We start from the raw sequence: 23,917 nt of genomic DNA on the forward strand, positions 1-23,917 counted from the left end.
TGTCTTTTTCACTAGGCCGAGCCGCGTCAGCTACTTCGCTGTGTGCAGTTCTTCTTTTCTCCGCCTGTGGCGGTCAGGGTAACGTTGCGGCACCCACCGCAGCACCAAGCACCGTATCTTCTTCGGCGACTTCTTCGCCGAGCCCCTCAACATCTGAGGCGAGCACTACCCCTAGCCCCGCCCCGCAGGTTACTGAAACCTCAGAAGCACCATCTCCTGTAGCTGCTACCGAGCAGCCTGCGCCTTCACCCTCTGCTGAGCCCGCTGTCGCTGAAGCGGAGGGACCCGCTGTCACGGCAGGCACCGACTGCGGCCCCAGCAATACCGGCTTCACCACGCTCGTCCTAGCGGAGGGCTCAGCCTCGTGCGCCGAAGTACAGCAGGTGTTTGCAGACTTCAATGCACAGTTCACGGGATCTAGTGAACAAGTAAACGTCGGTGGATATCTCTGCCGTTCTTACATGCCGCTTGAAACAAGATTCATGGGCCGCACCGTCTCATGTGAGGGCAATGGGAACAGGCTCGAGGCAATGACTGACTATCGACTGGGTGGAATTCCTATCGGCGATCCGAAACCGTATACACAAACTTCAATGACCGGTCATTTTTCAATCACAGCACAAGCCCATGGCGTGAGCTGTAGCTTGGGTGAAGGTAACCACCTTGCGTGCGTCAAACCTAGCGGAGGCAATACAAACCTCGTTATAACTCTGGACCAGAACGGTGCCCTGGTTCAGGATGCTAGTAAAGAAAGCGTTGTCAACACTGATGTAGCTGCTCTGCCGGTGGGGTACTCCATCAACACAGAAAAAGCTTCTTGCCTCAACGACGGCACCTACCTTGTATGTAGCACCGGAACTGCATCGTTCAAGATGAACGCTACTGAATTTATTGAGTTCTAACAGTAGTTAAAAGTATAAGGACGCCCGCCCCACCTCCCTGCCTCAAGCAGGAGAAGGTGGGGCGGGCGTCCTTTTCTAATACCGGCTTATGCCGCTAGCTTTAGGCAGGCATAATCAGCGAGAGTACGAAGACCCAGACACAGAGGATAACCAGCAGAGCCAGCGAGTACTTGATGGCTGCGTTGGTGATCTTTGATTCCTGGCCAGACATGTTCACCGATGCCGCCGCAATCGCGATGGACTGGGGTGAAACAACCTTAGCCATCACACCGCCGGCAGTGTTAGCTGCAACCAGCAGGCCGGAGTTGGCGCCAATCTGGCTTGCGGTGGTAGCCTGCAGGCCGGCGAAGAGAGTGTTGTTGTTGACCACGGAGCCGGTGACGAACACGCCAATCCAGCCGATGATGGGCGAGAAGAGCGGGAAGATAGAACCGACAGCGGCCAGGGCCAGAGCCAGGGCGGAGGACATACCGCCGAAGTTCATCACGTTAGCAACAGCCATGACCAGGCAGATGAGCAGAATGGGCTGCCAGAGCTGCTTCCAGGCGCCGCCGAGTTCTTCGAAGGCGGCCTTCCAGCTGATGTTAGAGATAGCGATGGTGATGAGGGCGGCGAAGAGGATAGCGGTACCTGATGCGCCGAAGAGGGTCCAGTTCCAGACTGCCTTCATGGCGGTTTCTTCTGCCACGATGGGAGCGACCTGGGAAATCTGGCCGTGCAGGGCGGGCATCTGGACGGGGATGGTGGTCCAGTTAAGGGCACCCGCTGCGCTGGTTTCGGTCTCAGACTTGACCAGACCCTTGATGAGCGGGGTCGACCAGAGCAGAATCATGATGGACAGAATGATGAAGGGGCTCCAAGCCTTGACGACGCCGGAGAAGGTGAAGGCGCTGGGGCTCTTCTTAAGTTCTTCGAGGGAGGGGGCGCCGGGTTCGCGGTAGATGTGGGCGGGCTGCCACTTCATCATGGTGACGGCCAGCAGAATAAGGCCAAGCAGGAAGGGGATGATGTCTACGAGTTCGGGGCCGATAGCCAGCAGGACGCCTGCCTGGGCAGCGGAAACGATAACGCCCAGACCCAGGGCAACCAGGCCGGTTTCTTTGAGGCCGCGGATGCCGTCCAGCATCATGACCAGCAGAACGGGGATGAAGATGGTGATAATCTGCAGGACCCAAACCATCATGGAGTTCAGTTCAGCCTGGGGCACACCGGAGACGGTGGAGCCGGTGAGGACGGGGATGCCGATAGCGCCGTAGGCACCGGAGGCAACGTTGGAGACCAGAGCCAGAAGACATGCCTTGACGGGTTCAAAACCGAGGGTTACCAGCAGGGCTGCACAGATAGCAATCGGGATACCGAAGCCTGCGGCACCTTCGAGGAAGCCGCCGAAGCAGAAGGCAATCAGGAGCACCTGGATACGCTGGTCAGCTGAAATTGCGGAAACCGAACCGCGAATCACTTCGAAGTTACCGGCGCGGACGGTGATGCGGTACAGCCAAACGGCCATGAGCACAATCCAGCCGATGGGCCACATACCGGAGAGGAAGCCGTAGCCGATGGCTGAGAGGGAGGACGCGAAGGGCATACCGAAAACGAGAACGGCCAGCGCCACGGCTGAGGCCAGGGATACGAGGGCTGCGTGCAAACCCTTCATTTTTAGGACGGTGAGCCCTAAGAGGAAGACGAGGATCGGCACTGCCGCCACGAGGGCTGAGAGTGCCTGGTTGTTCAGTGGGTCGTAGACCTGCTGCCACATGAGGATGGGTTCCTTCGCTGCGGAGGCGTGTTCCGCGGTTGGTTTTGTGTGCTGTTTGCACTTTTCTACCTCCTAAATTACCACCAATTCACACACAAAACTTATGGAAACCAACCGTATGAGAGGGCATCTATAAAGGTCAAAAATAACCTAAGGGAGCCTGTCTACATCTCACGGGTGCAAACCGAGTGAAATTTTTATATATCACCTAGTCAAAAGTATATTTTTACGCCTAGTCAACATGTTCCATTCCAGTTAGAAACACACCTACCCTAACGCCGTGGACTTGCTTACATCTGCAACAGTTTCTACTGCCATAGCCACACCGACCCCATGAAACCCACAGAACCTCACATTCCAGCACGTAAGTTCCCCTCAGAGTCATCAGTTGAGCTTTTCCTCTAGCGAGTTCACAATATTTTTATAGTTTGATGCGGTAACGTTGCGCGCTCGGCTTTTCTGCCAGGTCAGCTAGGGTTCTCTCCAGGCTGGTGATGCGGATGCCCGGGGCGAGCACGGTGGTATCGGTGGGCAGATGCAGCTCCCCGTGGTGCACGGTGTAGTCTTTGGCGCGGGTACGGTGGTAGCAGTAGACATGTACCGTCTCGGGCAGACTTTCTAGGGGCAGCCCATGGAGTAGGGCGGCTGTCTGGTGGGAAAAGATAATTCCGGGGCAGGATGCCGCCAGGGCCAGCACCCGGGCAAGATAAACTTCTTCCGGCGTGAGGCTTTCCCAGTCGGTGCGATGCAGATAGAAACCGCGTGCTACCCGCCGGTAGAGCCCCCGCGCTATTGCGGCCTCAAGCCGGTAACGGTTAGGGTAGCGGGCGGTGAGCTGCTGACAGGTGAGTAGTTTCTGGTTGAGTTCTTCTAGCTGAGTCATGCCACTAGGCTAGAAAAACCAGGGCTGGCCAGTACAGGCAGGGGCAGCCTGTGGATAACCTCGCAACCACACCCACCCCGTATTTTCCGGGCAAACCCGGGGCGCGGGCGTCCGCACCTCCCCGAAAACGGTGGAGCCGTGACGCGACTATGACACCCGGTAAACGATATCCACAGGGCAGCTTCACCAGCTACCCCCGCTTTTAGGCAACAAAAAAGCTCCGGCCACTAGGTTTTACCCTAGTGGCCGGAGCTTTATCTGTCGGGTTGACAGGATTTGAACCTGCGACCCCTTGACCCCCAGTCAAGTGCGCTACCAAGCTGCGCCACAACCCGATTGTCTCTCGTGAACTTTGCTGTTCCCTTGAGCACTCGTATAACTATACACGCCTCTTTGAGAGAGTGCAAAATCGAAAACCGGGTTTTTGGGGCTTTTTTGGAGCGTTTTAGGTCACACTTCAAATAGGCCGGTGTTAGCGGCGTCCGCCCTTACCTGACTTACCGCTCTGGCGCTCCCCCAGGCTGCGGCGCTCACGCACGCGCATGGTGATGTCGATGGGGGTGCCGGTGAAGTCGAAGGTTTCACGCAGACGGCGGGCGATGAAACGGCGGTAGCCGGGGTCAAGGAAGCCGGTGGTGAAGAGAACGAACTTGGGCGGGCGGGAGGAAACCTGGGTACCGAAGAGGATACGGGGCTGCTTACCGCCACGCAGGGGGTGGGGGTGGGCTGCCACGATTTCACCCAGGAAGGCGTTCAGACGGCCGGTGGGGATGCGGGAGTCCCAGGATTCCAGTGAGTGTTCCAGGGCGGGAACCAGCTTGTCCTTATGCCAGCCGGTCTTGGCTGAGATGTTGACGCGAGGTGCCCACTTCACGTGGGCCAGGTCGCGCTCAATCTCGCGTTCGAGCATTTCGCGGCGGTCTTCGTCCAGGGTATCCCACTTGTTGAAGGCCAGAACCATGGCGCGGCCGGCGTCCACAGCCATCTGCACGATGCGGATGTCCTGCTCACTCAGGGGCTCAGAAACATCCAGGAGCACCACGGCAACCTCGGCACGCTCAATAGCGGTCTGGGTACGCAGGGAGGCGTAGAAGTCAGCACCCTTGGCCATGTGCTGGCGGCGGCGGATACCCGCGGTATCAACGAAGCGCCAGGGGCGGCCGCCCAGTTCAACGATTTCGTCCACGGGGTCGCGGGTGGTGCCGGCCAGGTCGTTGACCACGGCGCGCTCTTCACCGGCCAGCTTGTTGAGCAGGGAGGACTTGCCCACGTTAGGGCGGCCGATCAGGGCGATACGGCGGGGGCCACCCAGAGCTTCGGGTTCGGCGTACTGGGAGTACTCGGGCATAACCTCAAGCAGTGCGTCGAGCAGGTCAGCTAGGCCGCGGCCGTGCAGGCCAGAGACCGGATAGGGCTGGCCCATACCGAGTGACCATAGGGCGTGAACTTCGGGCTCCTGGTGGCTATCGTCAATCTTGTTGGCAATCAGCAGGATGGGCTTGTCGATGCGGCGGAGCATACGCACAATCGCTTCGTCGGTGGCTGAAATACCGACCATGGCATCTACCACGAGCAGGACGACGTCGGCGTGGGCAACAGCGATTTCTGCCTGGGCAGCTACCTGGGCGTCGATTCCCTTGGCGTCGGCTTCCCAACCGCCGGTGTCGACCAGGGTGAAGTCCTTGCCGTTGTGTTCAGCCTTGTAGGAGACACGGTCACGGGTGACGCCGGGCTTATCTTCAACCACGGCTTCACGGCGGCCGAGGATTCGGTTGATAATGGTGGACTTGCCGACGTTGGGGCGGCCGACAATAGCGACGACGGGGTCAGCTTCCTGGTTGTCGTCCTCGTCGATGTCGAAGCCCCAGGTGCCCAGTAGGGCGCGGTCTTCTTCGTCCAGTTCGTAGTCTTCGAGGCCGGCCAGTAGGGCTTCTGCGCGCTGGTTGGCTGTTTCATCGTCGATTTCGGCGAGGCGGTCCGATACGTCATCGTCGCCGCCGCCGAGGAACTTGACCTCGTAGTCGTCGTGGGGGGTGAGTTCGTCGCTCATGGGCGATACCTCCTGTGGTGGGTTCCGGCGGGTGCCGGGGCGTTGGTAGATAAGTTTAGTTGAGAGTGGGCGGACGCGGGTGCGCGGCTGTCCGTTTAGCGGTTGAGCTGGCCTTCGACGGCTTCGATGACCGCTGCGATGGTTTCTTCGAAGTTGAGTTCTGACGAATCAACGAGGGCTACGCCCTCGGCTGCTTCGGTGAAGCTGGTGACTTTGGAGTCCTTGGCGTCGCGGGCTGAGACCTGGGCGGCAAGCTGCTCGGAGTTCTGGGTGCCACCCAGCTGCAGGCCGCGGCGGGCCAGTCGGACTTCTTCGCTGGCGGTGAGCAGGACGCGGGCATCGGCATCGGGGGCAACGACGGTGGTGATGTCGCGGCCTTCTGCCACCATGCCGGTCTTGGATCGAGCGATGAAGTCCCGTTGCAGGTCAATGAGGATCTGGCGGACGTCCAGGTTGGAAGCAACTGCCGAGACTGCCTCAGAGATACGGGGCTCGCGGATAGCATCGCGCACGTCCACTCCCCCGACCTCGATGACCTCTTCATCAGGGCTGGTGCCCTGCACGTAGGGGAAGCTGCGGGCGGCAGCGACCAGGGCTACGGCGTCCTCGGTATCAACCCGGGTATCGAGGCAGTACCAGGTCAGGGCGCGGTACATAGCGCCGGTGTCCAGGTATTCGAGCCCGTAGTGGCGGGCTACAGCTTTAGATACCGAGGACTTGCCAGAACCTGAAGGGCCGTCAATGGCGATCACGAGCTTGTCAGACATAGTTTTCTTCCTTACTTGACGACCTTCCAGCCGCGGCTGGTGAGGTCTTCGATGAGTTTTTCGTGTTCATTGGGGTTGACCGAAATTTCGGCCATGCCGACCTGGGCACCGGGTGAGTGTTCCAGGCGTAAGTCCTCCAGGTTGACGCCCAGTTCGCCGATTTCAACCAGCAGGCGGGCCAGAGTGCCGGGGGTGTCATCCACCAGCACGGTCAGCTGAGCAAAGGCTGACGGTGAGCCGCCGTGCTTGCCGGGTATGCGGGACACGCCCGAGTTACCTTCGCTCATGAGCTGGGCGATATCGAGGCGGGATCCGGCGGCGGTGGGGGCTTCCAGGGTGCTAATGAGGCGCTCTAGGTCCTCGCGTACCCCGTAAAGGGTCTGTACCACAGGCTCCGCGTTAGCCGAAAGAATCTGCACCCACAGCCCGGGATCCGAGGCTGCGATACGGGTAGTGTCGCGTAGCCCCTGCCCAGCCAGGCCGAGCGCATAGAGGGGGGTATCCTGCAGGCGGGAGGCCAGCAGGGAGCTCATCACCTGGGGAACATGGGAAATCAGGGCGACGGTGCGGTCGTGCTCTTCCACGTCCATATGGGTGATGGTTGAGCCCAGTTCAGTTGCCAGCTGTTGGGCTACCTTGATCAGTTCGGGGCGCACGGTCTCATGGTCGCAGAGCACCCAGGGGCGGGCTGAGAAGAGCTCACCGCGAGCAGCCACGGGGCCGGATTTTTCGCGCCCGGCCATGGGGTGGGTGCCCAGGTAGCGGCTCACATCGGCCCCTGCTTCCCGCACCGCGCTCAAGATACCTGACTTCACCGAGGCTATGTCGATGACAAAGGACGCCGGGTAGTCGGCGAGCGCGCGCACCACCAGGTCGGCGGTGACGTCCGGGGGTGCCGCCACGACGACCAGCTGGGGGGTAAGTTCCAGCTGGTCGGGGGCGTCCTGCCCTGTTTTCCCTTGCCATTCGCTGGCTAGGGCCCGCAGGGAGGTACCGGCGCCGATGTCTTCGGCGACGGCTTCAGTGGTGGGTGAGATATCGGAGATGTAGACCGTGTAGCCGCGGTGGCTCAGGCCCAGCCCGATGGAGGAACCCAGCAGGCCCGCGCCAATTACCAGGACAGGGCCGTGCAGGTGGGAGTCGAAGACGGTGGGTGAACCGCTCATTACATGCCTACCGAGGCCAGCAGCTTACCGATTTCGACCTTGGACAGGTTACGTACGGTGCCCTGCTTCTGGGAGCCGATGTGGATGGGGCCCATCTCTACGCGCACGAGCTTCTCGACGGGGTAGCCGACATGCTCGAACATGCGGCGGATGATGCGGTTCTTACCGGAGTGGATGGTGACCTCAACAAGCACGTGGCCGGGGGTTGAGTCGACCAGCTTGAACTCGTCGACGCGGGTGACACCGTCCTCCAGGCGCAGGCCCTTCTTCATGGCTGCACCGATGCCGGGTTCCATGGGGCCGGGTACCTGTACCAGGTAGGTCTTGGGCACCTCGTAGGAGGGGTGGGTCAGGCGATTGGCCAGTTCACCGTCATTGGTCAGCAGGAGCAGACCTTCGGTTTCAACGTCCAGGCGGCCCACGTGGAAGACGCGTTCGGTCATGGATGAGCGCAGGAAGTTGGAGATGTTGGGGCGGCCGTCGGGGTCGTCCATAGCTGAAACAACGCCGGCGGGCTTGTTCAGCACCATGTAGACCAGCTTGTCGTTGGTCTGGATGGTCATGCCGTCGACCTGGATGGTGACCTGGTCGGGGTTAACACGTACGCCGAGTTCGGTTACAAGGACGTCGTTGACGGTCACTCGACCCTCTTCAATCATTTCTTCGCAGACGCGGCGGGAGGCCACACCAGCGGAGGCCATGACCTTTTGCAGGCGGACGCCCTCGTGGTCGTAGAAGGGGTAGTGGTCGACGGGTGCGTTCTTGGGGCGGCGCGGACGGTGGGGGCCAAAGTTCTTGGAGCCGCGGTTAGCGGGGCGGAACTCGCCCATTTCCTTAGCGAAGGGCTGGCCTGAGCGGAACTTGGGGCCCTTGCCGGTACCAGCCTTGCGGGGGCCACCGGGGGCACCGGGCTTAGCGCCCTTGTTACCGGCGAAACCTGAGCGGCCTGAGCCGCCCTTACCGGCTCCGCCCTTGCCAGCGCCGGCGAAACCCTTGCCGCCGCGTCCGGCTCCTGCTTTGCCTGCACCGGGGCGGCCGCCGCGGTTTGAGTTACCTCGTGATGAGTTGTTTCCGTATGCCATTTCTTTTATCTCTTTCCTCTGTGTCGTAGTTTCTGGTGATGCCGCAGCTAGCGTGTGCGCTAGCTGGGGTCATCCAAGTCTAGGGTGGTGCTGCTGCCCACCTCGTGGGGGTCGGGTAGGTAGGGAGCCAGGGCGGGAAGCTCGTCGAGGGAGTTCAGCCCCAGCTTTTCAAGCAGGGTGTCGGTGGTGATGTACTGGGTGGCCCCGGTTTCATCGGGAACGGTCTCGGTGATGAGGCCGCGCTGTAGGAGGTTGCGCACCGCCGCGTCCGCCGAAACCCCGCGTACCTGGGCGATATAGGCCTTGGTGGCCGGTTGCTGGTAGGCAATGACGGCCAGGGTTTCGAGGGCTGCCTTGGTGAGTTTGACGGTCTGGGCACCCACCACGAACCGGCTGACCCAGGGTGAAAAATCAGCCCGGGAGTAGAGCCGCCAGCCACCTGCCACTTGGCGGAGTTCAAAGCCGCGGGGCTCGTGGGTGCCGGTGGCATCGTCGTAGCCGTCGTAGTCGCGCATCAGCTCGTCGAGGGCGGTTTCGATGGCTCGTTCTGAGACGATCAGGGCCGCCGCGAACTCGCGGACGCTCACCGGCACCTCGGCTACCGCCAAAATCGCCTCGATAGCGGCTTTCACGCCGCCGGGTTGGAGCTCAACTCGGTTGAGTTCGTGGGCGGACGCCGCCACCTGCGGAGCGGCTTTCGTTGGCTTAGCAGCGGGTTGGGGTACCACCGGGGAGGTTTCTTCTGGTACTGGCTCGGGTTGCGGTGCTGGCTCAGGTTCGGGCTCCTGCTCCGGTTCAGCCTCCCAGCTGCCAGAGAGCAGAATCTTAAGGTCATCGTCGGTGTAGTCGGGGTTCCCGCTCATTCTGTCTCTCCTTCCCGGTGGGCGGTTGCTGGGCTTTCAAGGCGCAGGGTGATGGGGCCCAGGGCCTGGCTCTGTTCTACGGCGAGTTTGCCCTCTTTATAGAGTTCTAGCACCGCAAGAAAACGGACGGCCACGACTTCGCGGCTGGCGGCGTCCGCGCAGGCCTCGGCGAAGCTCAACTGCCCACCGCTCTCCCCCAGCTTGGCCAATAGTGTCGCTTCTTCGGCTGCGATGGTGGTGGCCGGGGTGTAGATGTGGCCGGTGTCGATGTGCTCGGGCTCCGGCTCGATGTCGGGGTCTTCGTGCAGGCGCAGGGCGTGGGCGGCAATCTCAGCAAAGGCCTGCGGGGTTAGGTCGAAGACCAGCTCGGGTAGTACCTTGGTGAAGGCCGGTTCGAGGGCGACGGTGCGGGAAAAGCGCTGGTTTTCTGCGGTGAATCGCTCTTCGAGCACGCTTGCTACCTCGCGGTAGGCCCGGTACTGAAGCAGGCGGGCAAAGAGCAGGTCGCGGGCTTCAAGCAGGTCGGGGTTAGCGGCTAGAGCTTTGTCGCTGCGCGGGAGCAGTCGCGCTGTTTTGAGTTCGAGCAGGGTGGAAGCGGTGACGAGGAAGTCGCTTGCGGTGTTGAGGGCGGCGTCGCTGCCGTCTTCAAGCAGGGGTCGGATGTAGGTGAGAAATTCGTCGGTGACTTCGGCCAGGGCGATATCGGTGATATCGAGTTTACGGCGGGAAATCAGGGTGAGCAGCAGGTCGAAGGGGCCTTCGAAGTTACTCAGGGTGAGCGTAAAGGGCGCAGGGGCGCTCTGGGTAAGTGTGTTCGGTACCGTCACGGCAGCGAGTCTCCTGTGGGTCTTTGAGCCAGGATTTGGCGGCTTCTCATGAGCCGTTCTTTTTCTGTGTTTTAACCATTGTGCCCGCCTGCCCCGAGGTTCTTCAAGGGCAGACGGGCAAAAGTAGCCTAGAGCATAGGGGCAGGTGCGTTTAGGGGGCTCCGCCGCGGGAGATCAGCTCGCGAGCCAGCTGGCGGTAGGCATCGGCACCGGGGTGGTTCGAGGCGTACGACAGGATAGGCTCTGCCGATACGGAGGCATCGGGGAACTTAACGGTGCGCTTGATGACGGTGTCGAAGACCTTGTCACCAAAGGCGTCAACGATGCGGGCCAGCACCTCTTTTGAGTGTAGGGTGCGGGAGTCGAACATGGTGGCCAGCACTCCGTCAATTTCGAGCTTGGGGTTCAGACGGTCCTGGACCTTTTCGATGGAGTCCACCAGCAGGGCTACCGCGCGCAGGGCGAAGAACTCGCAGATGAGCGGGATGATGACGCCGTGGCTGGCGGTCAGGGCGTTGACGGTGAGCAGGCCCAGGGAGGGCTGGCAGTCAATCAGGATAACGTCGTAGTCGTTTTCGACCTTACGCAGGGCGCTGGCGAGAACCTGCTCGCGGGCGACCTCGTTGACCAGCTGCACTTCTGCTGCGGAGAGGTCGATGTTGGCGGGGAGCAGATCGATGTTCTCAAATTCGGTGCTCTGGATAACCTCGCGGATGTCGACCTTGCGGTCCATCATGACGTTGTAGACGGTGAGGTCGAGTTCGTGGGGGTTGGCGCCGAAACCGGCGGACAGCGCGCCCTGGGGGTCGAAGTCGACGAGTAGGACGCGGCGTCCGGCTTCTGCGAGCGCGGCACCGAGGTTGATGGTGGAGGTGGTTTTTCCGACGCCGCCCTTTTGGTTGACCATGGAGATGATGCGGGCGGGCCCGTGGGTGGAGAGGGGGGCGGGGTCGGGGTAGATGCGCAGGGGGCGGCCGGTGGGGCCGAGCTGCTCAGCGCCGGTTTCAGTCACTGTGTTTCACCTTTGGTTGGGTTCAAGACTTTTACCTACCAGTTTAGCTGGTGGGTGCAAGTCATCACCTTCTAGTTCATTTCAACGACGATTTTGCCGGGGCCACCCTTACCTGCGGCGAGCAGGTCGAGGGCTTCTTCCAGGCGGTCAAAGGGCAGGGTCTGGGCGACCAGGGGCTTGATAGCACCAGATTCGATAGCGGGCGTATAGCTCTTGAGCTGGTCTGCCTCGGCCCGCATGAAGAGGAACTTGTAGGTCACGCCGAACTTCTTGGCAGCAGCCCGCTCTTTTCGGCTGAGGAACCACATGACCGGGGCCAGGGCCTTCTTGCCGAGCTGGGCGGCGAAGTCGGTGTCGGGGGCGCCAACCACGGTCACCAGGGTACCGCCGGGAGCCAGTACCTTCATGGAACGAGTGGTTTCCCCCTTGCCCAGGGTGTCGAGCACGATGTCGTAGCCCGAGATGTGCTCCTCGTAGTTCTGGGTGCGGTAGTCGATGACCACATCGGCGCCCAGGGTCTTAGCCAGCTCGACGTTCTGGGTGCTGACGGTGGTGGCGACGGTTGCGCCCAGGTGCTTGGCAACCTGAATGGCGATAGAACCCAGTCCGCCGGTACCGCCCTGAATGAAGACCTTGCTACCAGGCTTGATGGAGGCCTTTTCGGTGAAGGCCTGAATAGCGGTGAGTAGGACCAGGGGCAAGCCAGCAGCTTCAGCGTAGGTCAGATTGGCAGGCATAGGCGCAACCTGGGCAGCGTCTACAGCAACCTGCTCAGCAAAGCCACCAATAGCGTCAATAGGCAGGCGGGTAAAGACCTTATCCCCCACCGCATAGTCGGTAACCCCGTTGCCAACGGCGAGGACGTCCCCGGCGACTTCCTGCCCCAGGATAACCGGTAGCTGGTAGGGCAGCAGGCGCTTGAAGTCCCCGCGGGCAATCATGGAATCAAGCGGGTTAAGGCCTGCGGCGCGGACGCCAATAACCACCTGGCCGGGCCCGGCGACGGGGGCGGGGACGTCCGCCCACTGGGTAACGCCGCCGTCGGCGTAGGAGGTGAGGGTAAATGCTTTCATGGATTTCTCTTTCGGGTGGGTGATGATGGTGATGTTAGATTTAAGCGTCGGGGTGGGCTGCTAGGTAGCTGGCCCTGATATCTTCGATGACCGTATCCAGGGTGATTCCTGCTAGCTGGTCGGTCATGGCCTGCTCGGCGCGGGCGGCGATGGGGTCGAGTACCGCGTTGATGTGGCCCCCTACCGGGCATTCCGGGTTGGCGTTTTGGTGGGTATCAATGTGAATGTTGGGGTTAACGGCCCGGTAGATATCGAGCAGGGTCATTTCGGTTTTCGGCTTACCGAGCTGGTAGTCAAAGCTACCGGGGATGCGGTCAAGCAGGTCTGCTTTTTTGAGCAGGGAGATGATTTTGCGAATGTAGCTGGCGTTGGTACCCGCGCTGGTTGCTATGGCCTCAGAGGTGAGTTTGTCGTCGGCTTCCGAGAGCATGACCAGGGTGTGTACGGCGACCGAGAACTTGGTATCCACAGAACATCCTTTTTGTATTTGTTTTAGGAACAGATACAAATATAGGGTGTGAATCAACATGAATCAAATCTTCCCCAACTAACGAGCAGTCAGCACCCCAAAGAAGACTGCCCCTACTAGCAACATCAGGCTATAGAGAGCGGTCAGATTGGCATTCTTAATCCTTGTAAGCGCACCTGTGACAGCGTGAGCAAAGCCCGGGAAGCGATCCCAGCTTGCTTCGAGTAGCAGGTAGGGCCCAACCATACCGACTGTAAAGATGAGATAGGCCAGCACCCATTCAACCGCGTTGTGGCTCACCGTTGTGAGCAGACGACCCACCATATACATCGTTGCCATCGAACTCAAACCAATAGCCGAATTCAAGAAGCCTGCTAGCACAGCTTTCCGGGGCGAGAGGTGGGAGTTTTTCACCTTATACGCCCTCTTGGGGTGGTTTCTGCGCGTCCAGAGTAGAACTGCCGATAGTGCAAGCAGCAGAGCAGCAACGGCATCGATGCTCTTTCACACGAGGATTTTGCTCGCATCGCTGTGAACCAGCTGTATTAGGTTCTCTGGGTCAACGAAACGGAAGAGCATGACGAGGACGGTAGCCCCTATGACAATCCCGCCACTAATCCAGCGGACAATATGCATTTTGCTGGGGTCGTTAATGAGCGCCAGAAAGGTGATGCTGTAGAGCGAGGGGCTAAAGCCCATCATGAGTCCCAGTCCGAGCAGGGCAGGCGCAGCGGCGAGAAGGGTTGTCATGGCTACCAGTATGACATGGGCAACCAGCCCTACCCATTTCGCACTTTACCCCTGCCAGGGTAAGCCAAGGGGCTTATTCACAGAATGGGGTGAAGCAGGCTCACAGCGAAGCTGCTGGCTAGATGAAGTGAGCGGGTGCGAGCGCGCGAGCACATAAGAGCGAACGGAATCCGCCGTTAGGCGGGGCGTGAGGGTCAGGCTTACGCCTATTCCGCCCGCAGATTTATTTCCTCGCGCGCTCGGAATCTACTGGGCTCCATCCAGCGTGAGCCTGCGAAGCCCCTTACGAGTTAGCTACGCAGCACCTTAGCGATATCGTCCAGCACACTCATATCTTCAATAGTGGAGGGCACGGTGTACTGCTCGCCGTCGGCAATCTGGCGCATGGTCTTGCGCAGGATCTTGCCGGAGCGGGTCTTGGGCAGGCCGTCCACAATCTTGACGTCCTTGAAGTCGGCTACCGCACCGATATCATTGCGCACGCTGGCGATAAGTTCGGCGGCCAGCTGTTCTTCGGTGATGTCGGCACCGGCTTTGAGCACCACGTAGCCGGCGGGCCGCTGGCCCTTGAGCTGGTCAGCCACACCGATCACGGCACATTCAGCGACAGCAGGGTGGCCGGCGAGTACCTGTTCCATAGCACCGGTTGAGAGGCGGTGGCCCGATACGTTGATGACGTCGTCCGTGCGCCCCATGACGAAGACGTAGCCGTCTTCATCGATGTAGCCGGAGTCGCCCGTGGTGTAGTAGCCGGGGAAGGCATCGAGATAGGAGGAAATGTAGCGGTCGTCGTTGCCCCAGAGGGTGGGCAGGGTGCCCGGGGGCATGGGGAGTTTGATGGCAAGGTTGCCCTCTTCGCCAGGGCCGACGGGCTCGCCGAAGGGGTCAAGCACCTGCAGGTTGTAGCCGGGTGAAGGAACGGACGGGGAGCCGGGCTTCAGAGGCAGAGCTTCAAGACCGCGGGGGTTAGCCGCAATGGCCCAGCCGGTTTCGGTCTGCCACCAGTTATCAATCACAGGCACGCTCAGTTTCTCGGTGGCCCAGTGGTAGGTTTCGGGATCCAGGCGCTCACCGGCAACGAAGAGCAGCTGCAGGGAGGAAATATCGTAACCGCCGAGCAGCTCAGCTTCGGGATCAGCCTTGCGGATGGCTCGCAGGGCGGTAGGAGCTGTAAAGAGGGACTTGGCACCGGATTCCTGGATAACCCGCCAGAAGGCACCGGCGTCCGGAGTGCCAACAGGCTTACCCTCGTACAGAACGGTGGTTGCCCCGGCCAGCAGGGGGCCGTAGACAATGTAGGAGTGGCCCACAACCCAGCCCACGTCCGAGGCACACCACATCACTTCACCGGGGCCCACGTTGTAAATATTTTTCATGGTCCAGGTCAAGGCCACGGCGTGACCACCGTTATCGCGCACTACACCCTTGGGGGAGCCCGTCGTGCCGGAGGTATACAGAATGTAGAGGGGGTCGGTGGCCTTCACCTCGACAGGCGCGTGTGGCTGAGCTGCCTCAACGGCCTGACCCCAATCAAGCCAGGTCACGCCGGTGGAGTTCTCTTCAGCCCGGCGCACCGCATCAGATACCGAGTTCTCAAAGCCCTCACGTTCGAAGACCAGCACGGTCGCAGGCTTGGTCTGCGATAGCTCAATAGCCTTTTCTACGGCGGGGATGTACTCGATGCGGCGCTTGGGTTCCACACCGCCAGAAGCGGTCAGGACGACGGTGGGCGAGCAGTCGTTGATACGGCTAGCTAGTTCGTTGGGGGCAAAGCCGCCGAAGACCACCGAGTGCACGGCGCCCAGGCGGGCAACCGCCAGCATGGCCATGGCAGCCTGGGGAATCATGGGCATATAAATGAGCACGCGGTCGCCTTTTTCGACCCCGGCGGACGCGAGCGCCCCAGCAATTTTCTCTACCTCGCCTTTGAGTTCTGAGTAGGTGATGTTCTGGCGGGTGCCGAGCATGGCTGAGTCGTAGGTGATGGCGGTGCGATCGCCGTGGCCGGCTTCTACGTGGCGGTCAACGGCGTTGTAGCAGGTGTTGAGGGTGCCGTCGGGGAACCAGCGGTACAGAGGGGCGGCATCGCTATCAAGGGCGCGGGTTGGTTCGGTTGACCAGCTAATGGCCTGCGCCTGCTCTAGCCAGAACTCTTCCTGGTTTTCGATGCTGCGGGTATAGGTGTCAGCGTATATTGCCATGTGGGGTGCTCCTTTACGGACGCCGGTGGTGGGTTGTCATGAGGGAGTGACTCCAACCTAGTGCGAGGGGTCACATTTGGCAAGGTTTTGTATACAGAAATTTGTGAAACTGGTGAAAATGACACATTATTTCACGCATAGTCCGAAAAATTTTTCCCTTTTGTATACAAAACTCGGGTCGGTGTTTTAGAGTGGTCACAACCGCCAATTTCAGTGCAACACATCACAAAACTGTGAAAGGAGAGAGCGAATGAGAGCTGGTGAACTGGCCTATCAGAGCCTGCGCAGCGACATCATGGAGGGAATGCTCGCTCCCGGTTCTGTGATTGCAGAGGTAGAACAGTCAGAGCGTCTGGGGGTCTCTCGCACCCCCGTCCGCGAAGCTATATCCCGCCTTCTTGCCGAGGGTCTTGCCGAACCGGCACCGGGCCGCGGCGTCATCGTTGCACCGATTTCTCTAGCGAATGTGTACGCCCTCTTTGAGCTACGCACCTCGCTCGACAGCACGGCGGCAGCACTTGCGGCACGTCGAGGCGATTCCAAGGTCTTCAAAGAGCTGGCACAGGCCTTTGAAGAGGCATCATTTGCCCTGCACCGCGGAGAAGCCTCGCTGGCGGAGTACTACTCCCTGGTAGATGAGCTCGACACCGCGATCGACGCAGCAGCCAACAACCGCTACCTGCACCAAGCACAGACGTCCTTGCGCACCCAGCTCACCCGCATCCGCAAGCTTTCTAAAGCCAACCCCGTCCGGCTAGAGCAGGCGGCTGAAGAGCACGCCCAGATTGCCCGCTGCATCGCCTCCGGCGACCCGCAGCTTGCTGAAGCCGCTACCCGCCTGCACCTAGCCAATGCGCTCTACGCCATCGAAGAGGCCGCAGCCTCCCAGAGCCAGCACAGTCTTTTCAACCATCCAGAACCAACAGCCTAAGAAACCCCTCACCGGCGCCGCTGCCGGGAGGAACAACCTGAAAGGAAACATCAGTGACCAAGCTGCACTCCGTTCGAGTTTATAAGTCCGAAGAAAACCTGCCCCGCGAAGACCAGCTCGCCTACAAGCTCGCCCAGGTAGCTACCGACCCCGTTGAGGTACTCCCCGAGGTCGAAGAGATGGTTATCAACCGCATCATCGACAACGCCTCTGTCGCTATCGCTTCTCTCAACCGCGGCCCCATCATCTCCGCCCGTGACCAGGCCCTGACCCACGCCCACTCCCCCAACGGCAAGGGCGCAGCCATCTTCGGCGTCCCCACCAGCACCAAGGTCTCCCCCGAATGGGCAGCCTGGGCCAACGGCGTGGCAGTGCGCGAGCTCGACTACCACGACACCTTCCTGGCCGCAGAATACTCCCACCCCGGCGACAACATTCCCCCGATTCTGGCAGTAGCCCAGCACGTGGGCTCCACCGGCCGCGACCTGATTCGCGGTATCGCTACCGGCTACGAGGTCCAGGTCGACCTGGTCAAGGCCATCTGCCTGCACAAGCACAAGATTGACCACGTAGCCCACATCGGCCCCTCCGCCTCCGCTGGCATCGGCACCCTGCTGGGCCTAGATACCGAAACCATCTTCCAGGCCATCGGTCAGGGCCTGCACACCACCACCGCAACCCGCCAGTCCCGCAAGGGCGAAATCTCCACCTGGAAGGCTCACGCCCCCGCCTTTGCAGGCAAGATGGCAGTTGAAGCGGTTGACCGAGCTATGCGCGGTCAGACCTCCCCCGTGCCGATTTACGAGGGTGAGGACGGCGTCATCGCCTGGATGCTGGACGGCCCCGACGCCCACTACGAAGTGCCCCTGCCCGAGATTGGCGAGCCCAAGCGAGCCATCCTCGACACATACACCAAGGAGCACTCCGCTGAGTACCAGGCCCAGGCCTGGATTGACCTGGCTCGCAAGCTGCACCGCGAACACCCCGAATTCGCCAACCCCGAGAACATCGAGTCGATTGTTCTGCACACCTCCCACCACACCCACTACGTCATCGGCTCTGGCGCCAACGACCCCCAGAAGTACGACCCCACCGCCACCCGCGAGACCCTGGACCACTCCATCCCCTACATCTTCACCGTTATGCTGCAGGACGGCGAGTGGGACCACGTCGGCTCCTACGCCCCCGAGCGTGCCCAGCGCGAAGACACCGTAGCCCTCTGGCACAAGGTCACCACCGCCGAGGACGCCGAGTGGACCCGCCGCTACCACTCCAACGACCCCGCCGAAAAGGCTTTCGGTGGCCGCGTTGAAATCAAGCTGGCTAACGGCGAAACCTTCACCGAAGAGATCGCAGTTGCCGATGCCCACCCACTCGGCGCCCGTCCTTTCGCCCGCGAGGACTACATCGGCAAGTTCCGCAAGCTGGCCGAGGGCAAGGTTGCAGAGGCCGAACAGGATCGCTTCATCGAGGCCGCTGAAAACCTGGCTAATCTGGGTGCAGGTGAGCTGGACGCCCTCAACATCACCGCCTCCATCGAGCTGGAAACCGGCAAGAAGGGTATCTTCTAATGCTGTACGCCTCAAAAACTGCCGCCCAAAAGCGCAAGGACCTGCGCGACATGCTGGCCAGCGGCCAGATTCGCCAGTTCCCCGGCACCTACACCCCCATCTCAGCCCGCCTGATTGAAGAAAAGGGCTTTGACGGTATCTACATCTCCGGTGCGGTGCTGGCCAATGAGCTGGGCTTCCCGGACGTCGGCCTCACCACCCTCTCTGAGGTTGCCCAGCGAGCCGGGCAGATTGCCCGCGTCACCAACCTGCCAGCCATTGTGGACGCCGACACCGGTTTCGGTGAGCCCATGAACGTGGCCCGCACTATCCAGGAGTTCGAAGAGTACGGCCTGGCTGGCTGCCACATTGAGGACCAGTTCAACCCCAAGCGCTGCGGCCACCTCGACAACAAGAACATGGTCGATCTTGAAACCGCGACCAAGCGAATCAAGGCAGCAGCCGAGGCCCGCCGGGACGAGAACTTCCTGATTATGGCCCGCACCGACCTGCGCGGCACCTCATCCCTTGAGGAAACCATCAACCGTATCAAGGCTCTGGTCGATGCCGGCGCCGATGCGATTTTCCCCGAGGCCATGAAGAATCTCGACGAGTTCAAGGCTGTCTGCGACGCTGTGGACGTGCCGGTTCTTGCCAATATGACCGAGTTCGGCAAGAGCGAGCTTTACACCAAGGAACAGCTGGCTGAAGCGGGTATCTCAATGATTATCTACCCCGTCACCCTGCTGCGCTCCTCGCTGGGAGCCATGGAACGCGTCCTGGACACCATCGAGCGTGATGGCACCCAGGAGGCCTACGTGGACCAGATGTTCACCCGCTCCCGCCTCTACGACCTGGTCGACTACGAGGCCTACAACCAGTTCGACACCGGCATCTTCAACTTCGAGGTTCCCGGTAAGTTCGAAGCCTAAACGCACAAGGAGAAACAGACATGAGCGACAACGAGGTCAAAAAAGGTCTGGCCGGTGTAGTTGCTGATTACACCGCCATCTCAAAGGTCAACGCAGAAACCAACTCCCTGCTCTACCGGGGCTACCCGGTGCAGGAACTGGCAACCGTCCCCTTTGAGAAGGTAGCCCTGCTGCTCTGGAACGGGGAGCTGCCTACCGACAAAGAGCTGGCAGAGTTCACCGCTTTTGAGCGATCCCACCGTGAGCTACCGGCAGCGTTGAAGGCAGTCATCGACGCCCTGCCCACCGACTGCCACCCCATGGATGTCTGCCGCACGGCGACCTCCTTCCTGGGCGCAGCCGACCCCAAGAGCGAGGATCTCTCCCCCGAGACCGAACTGCTCAAGGCCAAGGAACTGTTCGCGGTCATGCCGGCTGTCGTCTGCTACAACCAGCGTCGCCGCCGGGGCCAGAGCATCATTGCCCCGCGCGAAGACCTGGACTACTGCGATAACTTCCTCTACATGGCCTTCGGCGAAGTCCCGGCCCCCGAGGTCAAGACCGCTTTCAACGTCTCCATGGTCATGTACGCCGAGCACTCCTTCAACGCCTCTACCTTCACCGCCCGCGTCATTACCTCCTCCCTCTCAGACCTGCACTCAGCCATCACCGGCGCTATCGGTGCCCTTAAGGGCCCCCTGCACGGGGGTGCCAACGAGGCCGTGCAGCACACCTTCGATGAAATCGGTGTGATTGAGGGTGAGTCCCAGGCGGACGCTAAGGCCCGTGCAAAGGCATGGATGGAGGCCGCCCTAGCAGAGAAGAAGAAGATTATGGGCTTCGGCCACCGGGTCTACAAGAACGGCGACTCCCGTGTGCCCACCATGCAGAAGTCCTTCTTCGACATGGTCGAATACTACGGCCGCCACGACATTATCGGTCTCTACCAGGGGCTGGCTGAAGCAATGGACGAGGCTAAGGGAATCAAGCCCAACCTGGATTACCCCGCTGGCCCCACCTACCACCTGATGGGCTTTGATACCCCCACTTTCACCCCCATCTTCGTGGCTTCCCGCATCACCGGCTGGACCGCCCACATCTTGGAGCAGCGCGCAGCGAATTCGCTGATCCGCCCGCTCTCTGCCTACAACGGTGTGGACGAGCGCCACCTGAGCTAAGGCCCTTTGGTGCACAGAAAGGCCGGCTGGTTCAGAGATAACTCGTCTCTGAACCAGCCGGTCTAGTCTATAAATGCAGAAATTTTCTGCCCTTTTTACTAGCGGGCGCGGGGGTGGCTAGCTGCAAAGACCTCGCGCAGGGTATCGGCGGTGACCTTGGTATAGACCTGGGTTGTTGTCACCGAAGCATGCCCCAGAAGTTCCTGCACCACGCGAATGTCGGCCCCGCCCTCAAGCAGGTGGGTTGCGAAGGAGTGGCGCAGGGTATGCGGAGAAATCTCAGCCCGAATTGTCGCCCGTTCAGCGTGGTTTTTAAGGATAAGGTAGGCCCCCTGCCGGGTGATACGCCCGCCTCTCGCATTGAGAAAGAGGGCAGCGTTTCCCCTGCCGCGGGAGGCGAGCGCCGGGCGTCCGCGCACCAGGTAGTCGTCGATGGCCCGGGCAGCGTAGGAGCCAACAGGCACTACTCTCTCCTTGTTGCCTTTACCAAAGAGTCTCACGACGGCGGGCAGCTGGGGGTTTTCTTCCGTGGGGTTCCGATCGATGACTAGGTCATCGATATCAACCGTGATAGCTTCGCTGATGCGGGCACCCGTGGAGTAGAGGAATTCGAGCAGGGCCCTATCGCGTAGACCCGCGGGGGTGGCAGGGTCGGGGCTTTCCAGCAGGCGGGTGATGTCGGCCAGGGGCAGGGCCTTGGGCAGGCGGGCGGCAGGGGTGGGCGGACGGACGGTCGCCGCGGGGTCTGTGGGTGTGGTGCCTTCGCGGTACCAGAAGGAGTGGGCGCCGCGCACGCCGCTGATGATGCGGGCGACCGATTTCGCTGCGAGGTCTGCTCCCCCGTCCTTGCCCGGGGCAGAGCAGTGGGCGGCGAAGTCGCGCACGTGTTTTTTGGTGATGGTATCCGGGTCGATCACGCCCTGGCCTGCCAGGTAGGTACTGTAGCGGGTGAGGTCGCGGCGGTAGGCTGCCTGGGTATTGGCGGCTAGGCCGCGTTCGATGGCCAGGTGGTTGAGGTAGGCCTCGATGGCCCTATCGAGCGGGGTCGGTGCAGCCAGTGCGCTGGGGGCCACCTTAGAGACCTTCGGCGGGGCGGATTTCGCCGCGGTAGTTTGCCTCGCGCAGGGCGGGGTGGGCGGTGAAGGGGGCGGACGCCGGGTAGAGGGTTTCGAAGTTACGGCGGGCTGCAGCGTCGGCGGCAAGAATCGCGTTGGTGGAGGCGGCGTTGTGGATTCGCCCGGCTAGCACAGCGCGGACGGCCTCATCGAGGGGCACCCAGCGCTGCACGATTTCTGATTCTTCGTGAACCCGCTCTTCGCGGTCTTCAGCAGGAATGGCGCTGAGGTCGCGGGCCAGGTAGATGCGGCAGGCCTCGCCCATGCCACCGGGTGAGTTGTAGAACTCCATGAGGGTATCCCACCGGGCGGCTTGGAGGTCAGTTTCTTCTGCCAGTTCTCGGGCAGCTGCATGGACGGGGTCTTCCCCGTCAATATCGAGCAGGCCAGCTGGGATTTCCCAGAGGTTGGCGCGCACGGGGTGGCGGTACTGGTTGATGAGCAGTACCTCGTTCTTGTCGTTGAGAGCCAGGACGGCAACCGCCCCGGGATGCAACAGAAAATCTCGTTCGAAAGGCTCGGCGCCTTCATCCAGTGCTATCCCTTCGCGGATGACGTCCCAGACGTAGCCCTCAAATTTGGTGGTGCGGCTGGTGACATAGCGGGGGTTGGCGATATCGGCGATGGTTTCCTGGGCTGCGGCGAGTGCCGGGGCATCGAGGCGGGGGGCGTCCCCCACCTCATACGAGAGATTCTGTTGCATACCTTAGAACAGTACTAGCCGTTCTTGCGGGCCTCAAGCGCCGCCTTAATCAGTCCGGCGAAGAGGGGGTGGGGGCGGGTGGGGCGGGAGCGGTATTCGGGGTGGGCCTGGGTGGCGATGTAGTAGGGGTGCTCGCTCACGGGCAGCTCTACGAACTCCACCAGGGAGGAATCAGGAGAGGTACCGGAGATAACCAACCCGGCTTCTTCCAGCTGCTGGCGGTAATCGTTGTTGACCTCGTAGCGGTGGCGGTGGCGCTCCGCTACCTCGGTTGCCCCGTAGACGCTTTCAGCCAGGGAACCGGCAGCCAGGGTCGCCGGGTAGAGGCCCAGGCGCATGGTACCACCCAGGTCACCGGCGCCGTCCACGAAGGCCTTCTGCTCTTCGATGGTAGCGATCAGCGGTGAGGCAGTCTCGGGGTCAAACTCGGTGGATGAGGCGTCCTTGATACCAAGTACGTTGCGGGCGTATTCGAGCACCATGGACTGCAACCCTAAGCAGATACCCAGGGTAGGAATCTTGTGTTCGCGGGCGTGGCGCAGGGCGCCAATCTTGCCGTCGAGGCCACGGATGCCAAAGCCACCGGGCACGAGAATGGCGTCCATGCCGCGCAGCTGGTGGGCGGCGTCCTCCTGGCTTGCGCAGAGGTCGGCGGCAACCCACTTGATGTTGACCTTGGCGTCGTTAGCAAAGCCGCCGGCACGCAGGGCCTCGGTGACCGAGAGATAAGCGTCGGGTAGGTCGATGTACTTACCGACCAGGGCAACGTTGACCTCGGTTTTGGGGGTGTGGACGGCGCTCAGCAGCTTATCCCACTGGGTGAAGTCAACGGGCTCGGCGTCGATGCCCAGGTAGTCCAGGATGTAGGCGTCCAGGTTCTGGCTGTGCAGGGTCTTGGGGATGTCGTAGATGCTGGGGGCATCTGCGCAGGAGATGACGGCCTCGGGCTCAACATCGCAGGCGTGGCCGATTTTGATCTTGTGGGATTCGGGTACTTCGCGCTCACAGCGCAGAATCAGACCGTCGGGAATGATACCCAGGCCGCGCAGGGCAGCAACGGAGTGCTGGGTGGGCTTAGTTTTCAGTTCACCGGACGGCCCGATGAAGGGAACCAGGGAGACATGCAAAAAGAAGACATTGCGGCGGCCCACATCGCGGCGCACCTGGCGGGCAGCTTCAAGGAAGGGCAGGGATTCAATGTCGCCCACGGTGCCACCGATTTCGGTGATGATGATGTCGGGGGCGTTCTCGCCTTCGGCGGGCAGGCGCATGCGGCGCTTGATTTCGTCGGTGATGTGGGGAATGACCTGTACGGTATCGCCCAGGTATTCACCGCGGCGTTCCTTGGCGATGACGTGGGAGTAGACCTGACCGGTGGTGACGTTGGCTGCCTGGGAGAGGTTCTCGTCGAGGAAGCGTTCGTAGTGGCCGATGTCGAGGTCGGTTTCTGCCCCGTCGTCGGTGACGAATACCTCACCGTGCTGGAAGGGGTTCATGGTGCCGGGGTCGACATTGAGATAGGGGTCGAGCTTCTGCATGGTCACTGAGAGACCGCGGGAGCGAAGAAGTCGGCCGAGAGATGAGGCTGAGAGGCCTTTGCCGAGAGATGATGCTACGCCGCCGGTGACGAAAATCTGGCGGGTGACTTTACCGTTGTTTGATGCGTTTGTATCTACCACGGAATTCCAGCCTATCACCGTTTCTGTTTCGCGCGTGTAAACACTGCGG

Annotated in this window: 23 protein-coding genes and 1 tRNA gene; 5 read left to right on the top strand and 19 right to left on the bottom strand. The window is 61.0% G+C overall.

All coding sequences use genetic code 11. From position 1 onward, the window contains the following. Window positions 1–73: 73 nt before the first annotated feature. On the bottom strand, window positions 74–334 hold the full coding sequence (locus ACRCJM_RS03535; protein ID WP_431463817.1) for a hypothetical protein: 261 nt from the start codon (window positions 332–334) through the stop codon (window positions 74–76). Window positions 335–383: 49 nt separating this feature from the next. Between ACRCJM_RS03535 and ACRCJM_RS03540 the strand changes: the two genes are divergently transcribed. Beyond that, window positions 384–902, top strand: coding sequence for a hypothetical protein (locus ACRCJM_RS03540; protein WP_431463818.1), 519 nt, complete (start codon window positions 384–386; stop codon window positions 900–902). A 100-nt stretch (window positions 903–1,002) separates the two neighbouring features. On the opposite strand, the gene ACRCJM_RS03545 is transcribed toward ACRCJM_RS03540, so the two are convergent. From ACRCJM_RS03545 to ACRCJM_RS03615, 15 genes are all read right to left on the bottom strand, one after another. Continuing rightward, entirely contained in the window at window positions 1,003–2,658 is a 1,656-nt protein-coding gene (locus ACRCJM_RS03545; RefSeq protein ID WP_431463819.1) for an L-lactate permease, read from the bottom strand. Window positions 2,659–3,079: 421 nt separating this feature from the next. Next, entirely contained in the window at window positions 3,080–3,541 is a 462-nt protein-coding gene (locus ACRCJM_RS03550) for a hypothetical protein (protein WP_431463820.1), read from the bottom strand. Window positions 3,542–3,802: 261 nt separating this feature from the next. After that, a tRNA-Pro gene (locus ACRCJM_RS03555) sits at window positions 3,803–3,876 on the bottom strand. A 137-nt stretch (window positions 3,877–4,013) separates the two neighbouring features. Beyond that, a complete protein-coding gene (gene der, locus ACRCJM_RS03560; protein ID WP_431463821.1) occupies window positions 4,014–5,591 on the bottom strand; it encodes a ribosome biogenesis GTPase Der in 1,578 nt (525 codons plus the stop codon). Window positions 5,592–5,686: 95 nt separating this feature from the next. Then, a complete protein-coding gene (gene cmk / locus ACRCJM_RS03565) occupies window positions 5,687–6,358 on the bottom strand; it encodes a (d)CMP kinase (RefSeq protein ID WP_431463822.1) in 672 nt (223 codons plus the stop codon). An 11-nt stretch (window positions 6,359–6,369) separates the two neighbouring features. Further along, a complete protein-coding gene (locus tag ACRCJM_RS03570) occupies window positions 6,370–7,524 on the bottom strand; it encodes a prephenate dehydrogenase (RefSeq protein ID WP_431463823.1) in 1,155 nt (384 codons plus the stop codon). Next, a complete protein-coding gene (locus tag ACRCJM_RS03575; protein WP_431463824.1) occupies window positions 7,524–8,606 on the bottom strand; it encodes a pseudouridine synthase in 1,083 nt (360 codons plus the stop codon). Before ACRCJM_RS03575 ends, ACRCJM_RS03570 begins: the two co-directional genes overlap by 1 nt. A gap of 59 nt (window positions 8,607–8,665) precedes the next feature. Continuing rightward, window positions 8,666–9,469, bottom strand: a complete 804-nt coding sequence (gene scpB / locus ACRCJM_RS03580) for an SMC-Scp complex subunit ScpB (protein ID WP_431463825.1) — start codon at window positions 9,467–9,469, stop codon at window positions 8,666–8,668. Next, a complete protein-coding gene (locus tag ACRCJM_RS03585; RefSeq protein WP_431463826.1) occupies window positions 9,466–10,296 on the bottom strand; it encodes a segregation and condensation protein A in 831 nt (276 codons plus the stop codon). The genes scpB and ACRCJM_RS03585 overlap by 4 nt, the downstream gene beginning before the upstream one ends. 151 nt (window positions 10,297–10,447) lie before the next feature. Next, window positions 10,448–11,308 (bottom strand): ParA family protein, encoded by an 861-nt coding sequence (locus ACRCJM_RS03590; RefSeq protein ID WP_431463827.1) that lies wholly within the window; start codon window positions 11,306–11,308, stop codon window positions 10,448–10,450. Window positions 11,309–11,379: 71 nt separating this feature from the next. Then, window positions 11,380–12,381: an NADP-dependent oxidoreductase gene (locus tag ACRCJM_RS03595; protein WP_431463828.1), complete on the bottom strand. Its 1,002-nt coding sequence runs from the start codon at window positions 12,379–12,381 to the stop codon at window positions 11,380–11,382. A 40-nt stretch (window positions 12,382–12,421) separates the two neighbouring features. Beyond that, a complete protein-coding gene (locus ACRCJM_RS03600) occupies window positions 12,422–12,850 on the bottom strand; it encodes an Rrf2 family transcriptional regulator (protein ID WP_431463829.1) in 429 nt (142 codons plus the stop codon). A 78-nt stretch (window positions 12,851–12,928) separates the two neighbouring features. Next, window positions 12,929–13,264 carry a hypothetical protein gene (locus ACRCJM_RS03605; protein WP_431463830.1) on the bottom strand — a complete coding sequence of 112 codons (336 nt, stop codon included), beginning with the start codon at window positions 13,262–13,264 and terminating at the stop codon, window positions 12,929–12,931. A gap of 90 nt (window positions 13,265–13,354) precedes the next feature. Beyond that, window positions 13,355–13,600, bottom strand: coding sequence for a hypothetical protein (locus ACRCJM_RS03610; protein ID WP_431463831.1), 246 nt, complete (start codon window positions 13,598–13,600; stop codon window positions 13,355–13,357). A 290-nt stretch (window positions 13,601–13,890) separates the two neighbouring features. Then, the gene (locus ACRCJM_RS03615) at window positions 13,891–15,801 is read right to left on the bottom strand and encodes a propionyl-CoA synthetase (RefSeq protein WP_431463832.1); all 1,911 of its coding nucleotides are present in this window, start codon (window positions 15,799–15,801) and stop codon (window positions 13,891–13,893) included. 250 nt (window positions 15,802–16,051) lie between these two features. Here ACRCJM_RS03615 and ACRCJM_RS03620 point away from each other — a divergent pair, with 250 nt between their 5' ends. From ACRCJM_RS03620 to ACRCJM_RS03635, 4 genes are read left to right on the top strand one after another with little or no spacing between them, the layout of a single operon-like run. Then, window positions 16,052–16,732 (top strand): GntR family transcriptional regulator, encoded by a 681-nt coding sequence (locus tag ACRCJM_RS03620; RefSeq protein ID WP_237204967.1) that lies wholly within the window; start codon window positions 16,052–16,054, stop codon window positions 16,730–16,732. A gap of 53 nt (window positions 16,733–16,785) precedes the next feature. After that, complete coding sequence (locus ACRCJM_RS03625; RefSeq protein WP_431463833.1) at window positions 16,786–18,303, top strand: MmgE/PrpD family protein; 1,518 nt, start codon at window positions 16,786–16,788, stop codon at window positions 18,301–18,303. After that, window positions 18,303–19,214, top strand: coding sequence for a methylisocitrate lyase (gene prpB / locus ACRCJM_RS03630; RefSeq protein ID WP_431463834.1), 912 nt, complete (start codon window positions 18,303–18,305; stop codon window positions 19,212–19,214). Before ACRCJM_RS03625 ends, prpB begins: the two co-directional genes overlap by 1 nt. 20 nt (window positions 19,215–19,234) lie before the next feature. Next, complete coding sequence (locus ACRCJM_RS03635) at window positions 19,235–20,371, top strand: bifunctional 2-methylcitrate synthase/citrate synthase (RefSeq protein WP_431463835.1); 1,137 nt, start codon at window positions 19,235–19,237, stop codon at window positions 20,369–20,371. A gap of 98 nt (window positions 20,372–20,469) precedes the next feature. On the opposite strand, the gene ACRCJM_RS03640 is transcribed toward ACRCJM_RS03635, so the two are convergent. Genes ACRCJM_RS03640 through ACRCJM_RS03650 form a run of 3 tightly spaced genes read right to left on the bottom strand, consistent with a single transcriptional unit; the run spans window position 20,470 to window position 23,886 of the window. Continuing rightward, on the bottom strand, window positions 20,470–21,444 hold the full coding sequence (locus tag ACRCJM_RS03640) for a site-specific tyrosine recombinase XerD (RefSeq protein ID WP_431463836.1): 975 nt from the start codon (window positions 21,442–21,444) through the stop codon (window positions 20,470–20,472). 1 nt (window position 21,445) lies between these two features. After that, on the bottom strand, window positions 21,446–22,189 hold the full coding sequence (locus tag ACRCJM_RS03645; protein ID WP_431463837.1) for an NUDIX domain-containing protein: 744 nt from the start codon (window positions 22,187–22,189) through the stop codon (window positions 21,446–21,448). A 14-nt stretch (window positions 22,190–22,203) separates the two neighbouring features. Next, window positions 22,204–23,886 (bottom strand): CTP synthase, encoded by a 1,683-nt coding sequence (locus ACRCJM_RS03650; RefSeq protein WP_431463838.1) that lies wholly within the window; start codon window positions 23,884–23,886, stop codon window positions 22,204–22,206. Between the last annotated feature and the right edge of the window lie 31 nt (window positions 23,887–23,917).

The organism is Rothia sp. L_38, assembly GCF_050689125.1.
Lineage (GTDB): Bacteria > Actinomycetota > Actinomycetes > Actinomycetales > Micrococcaceae > Rothia.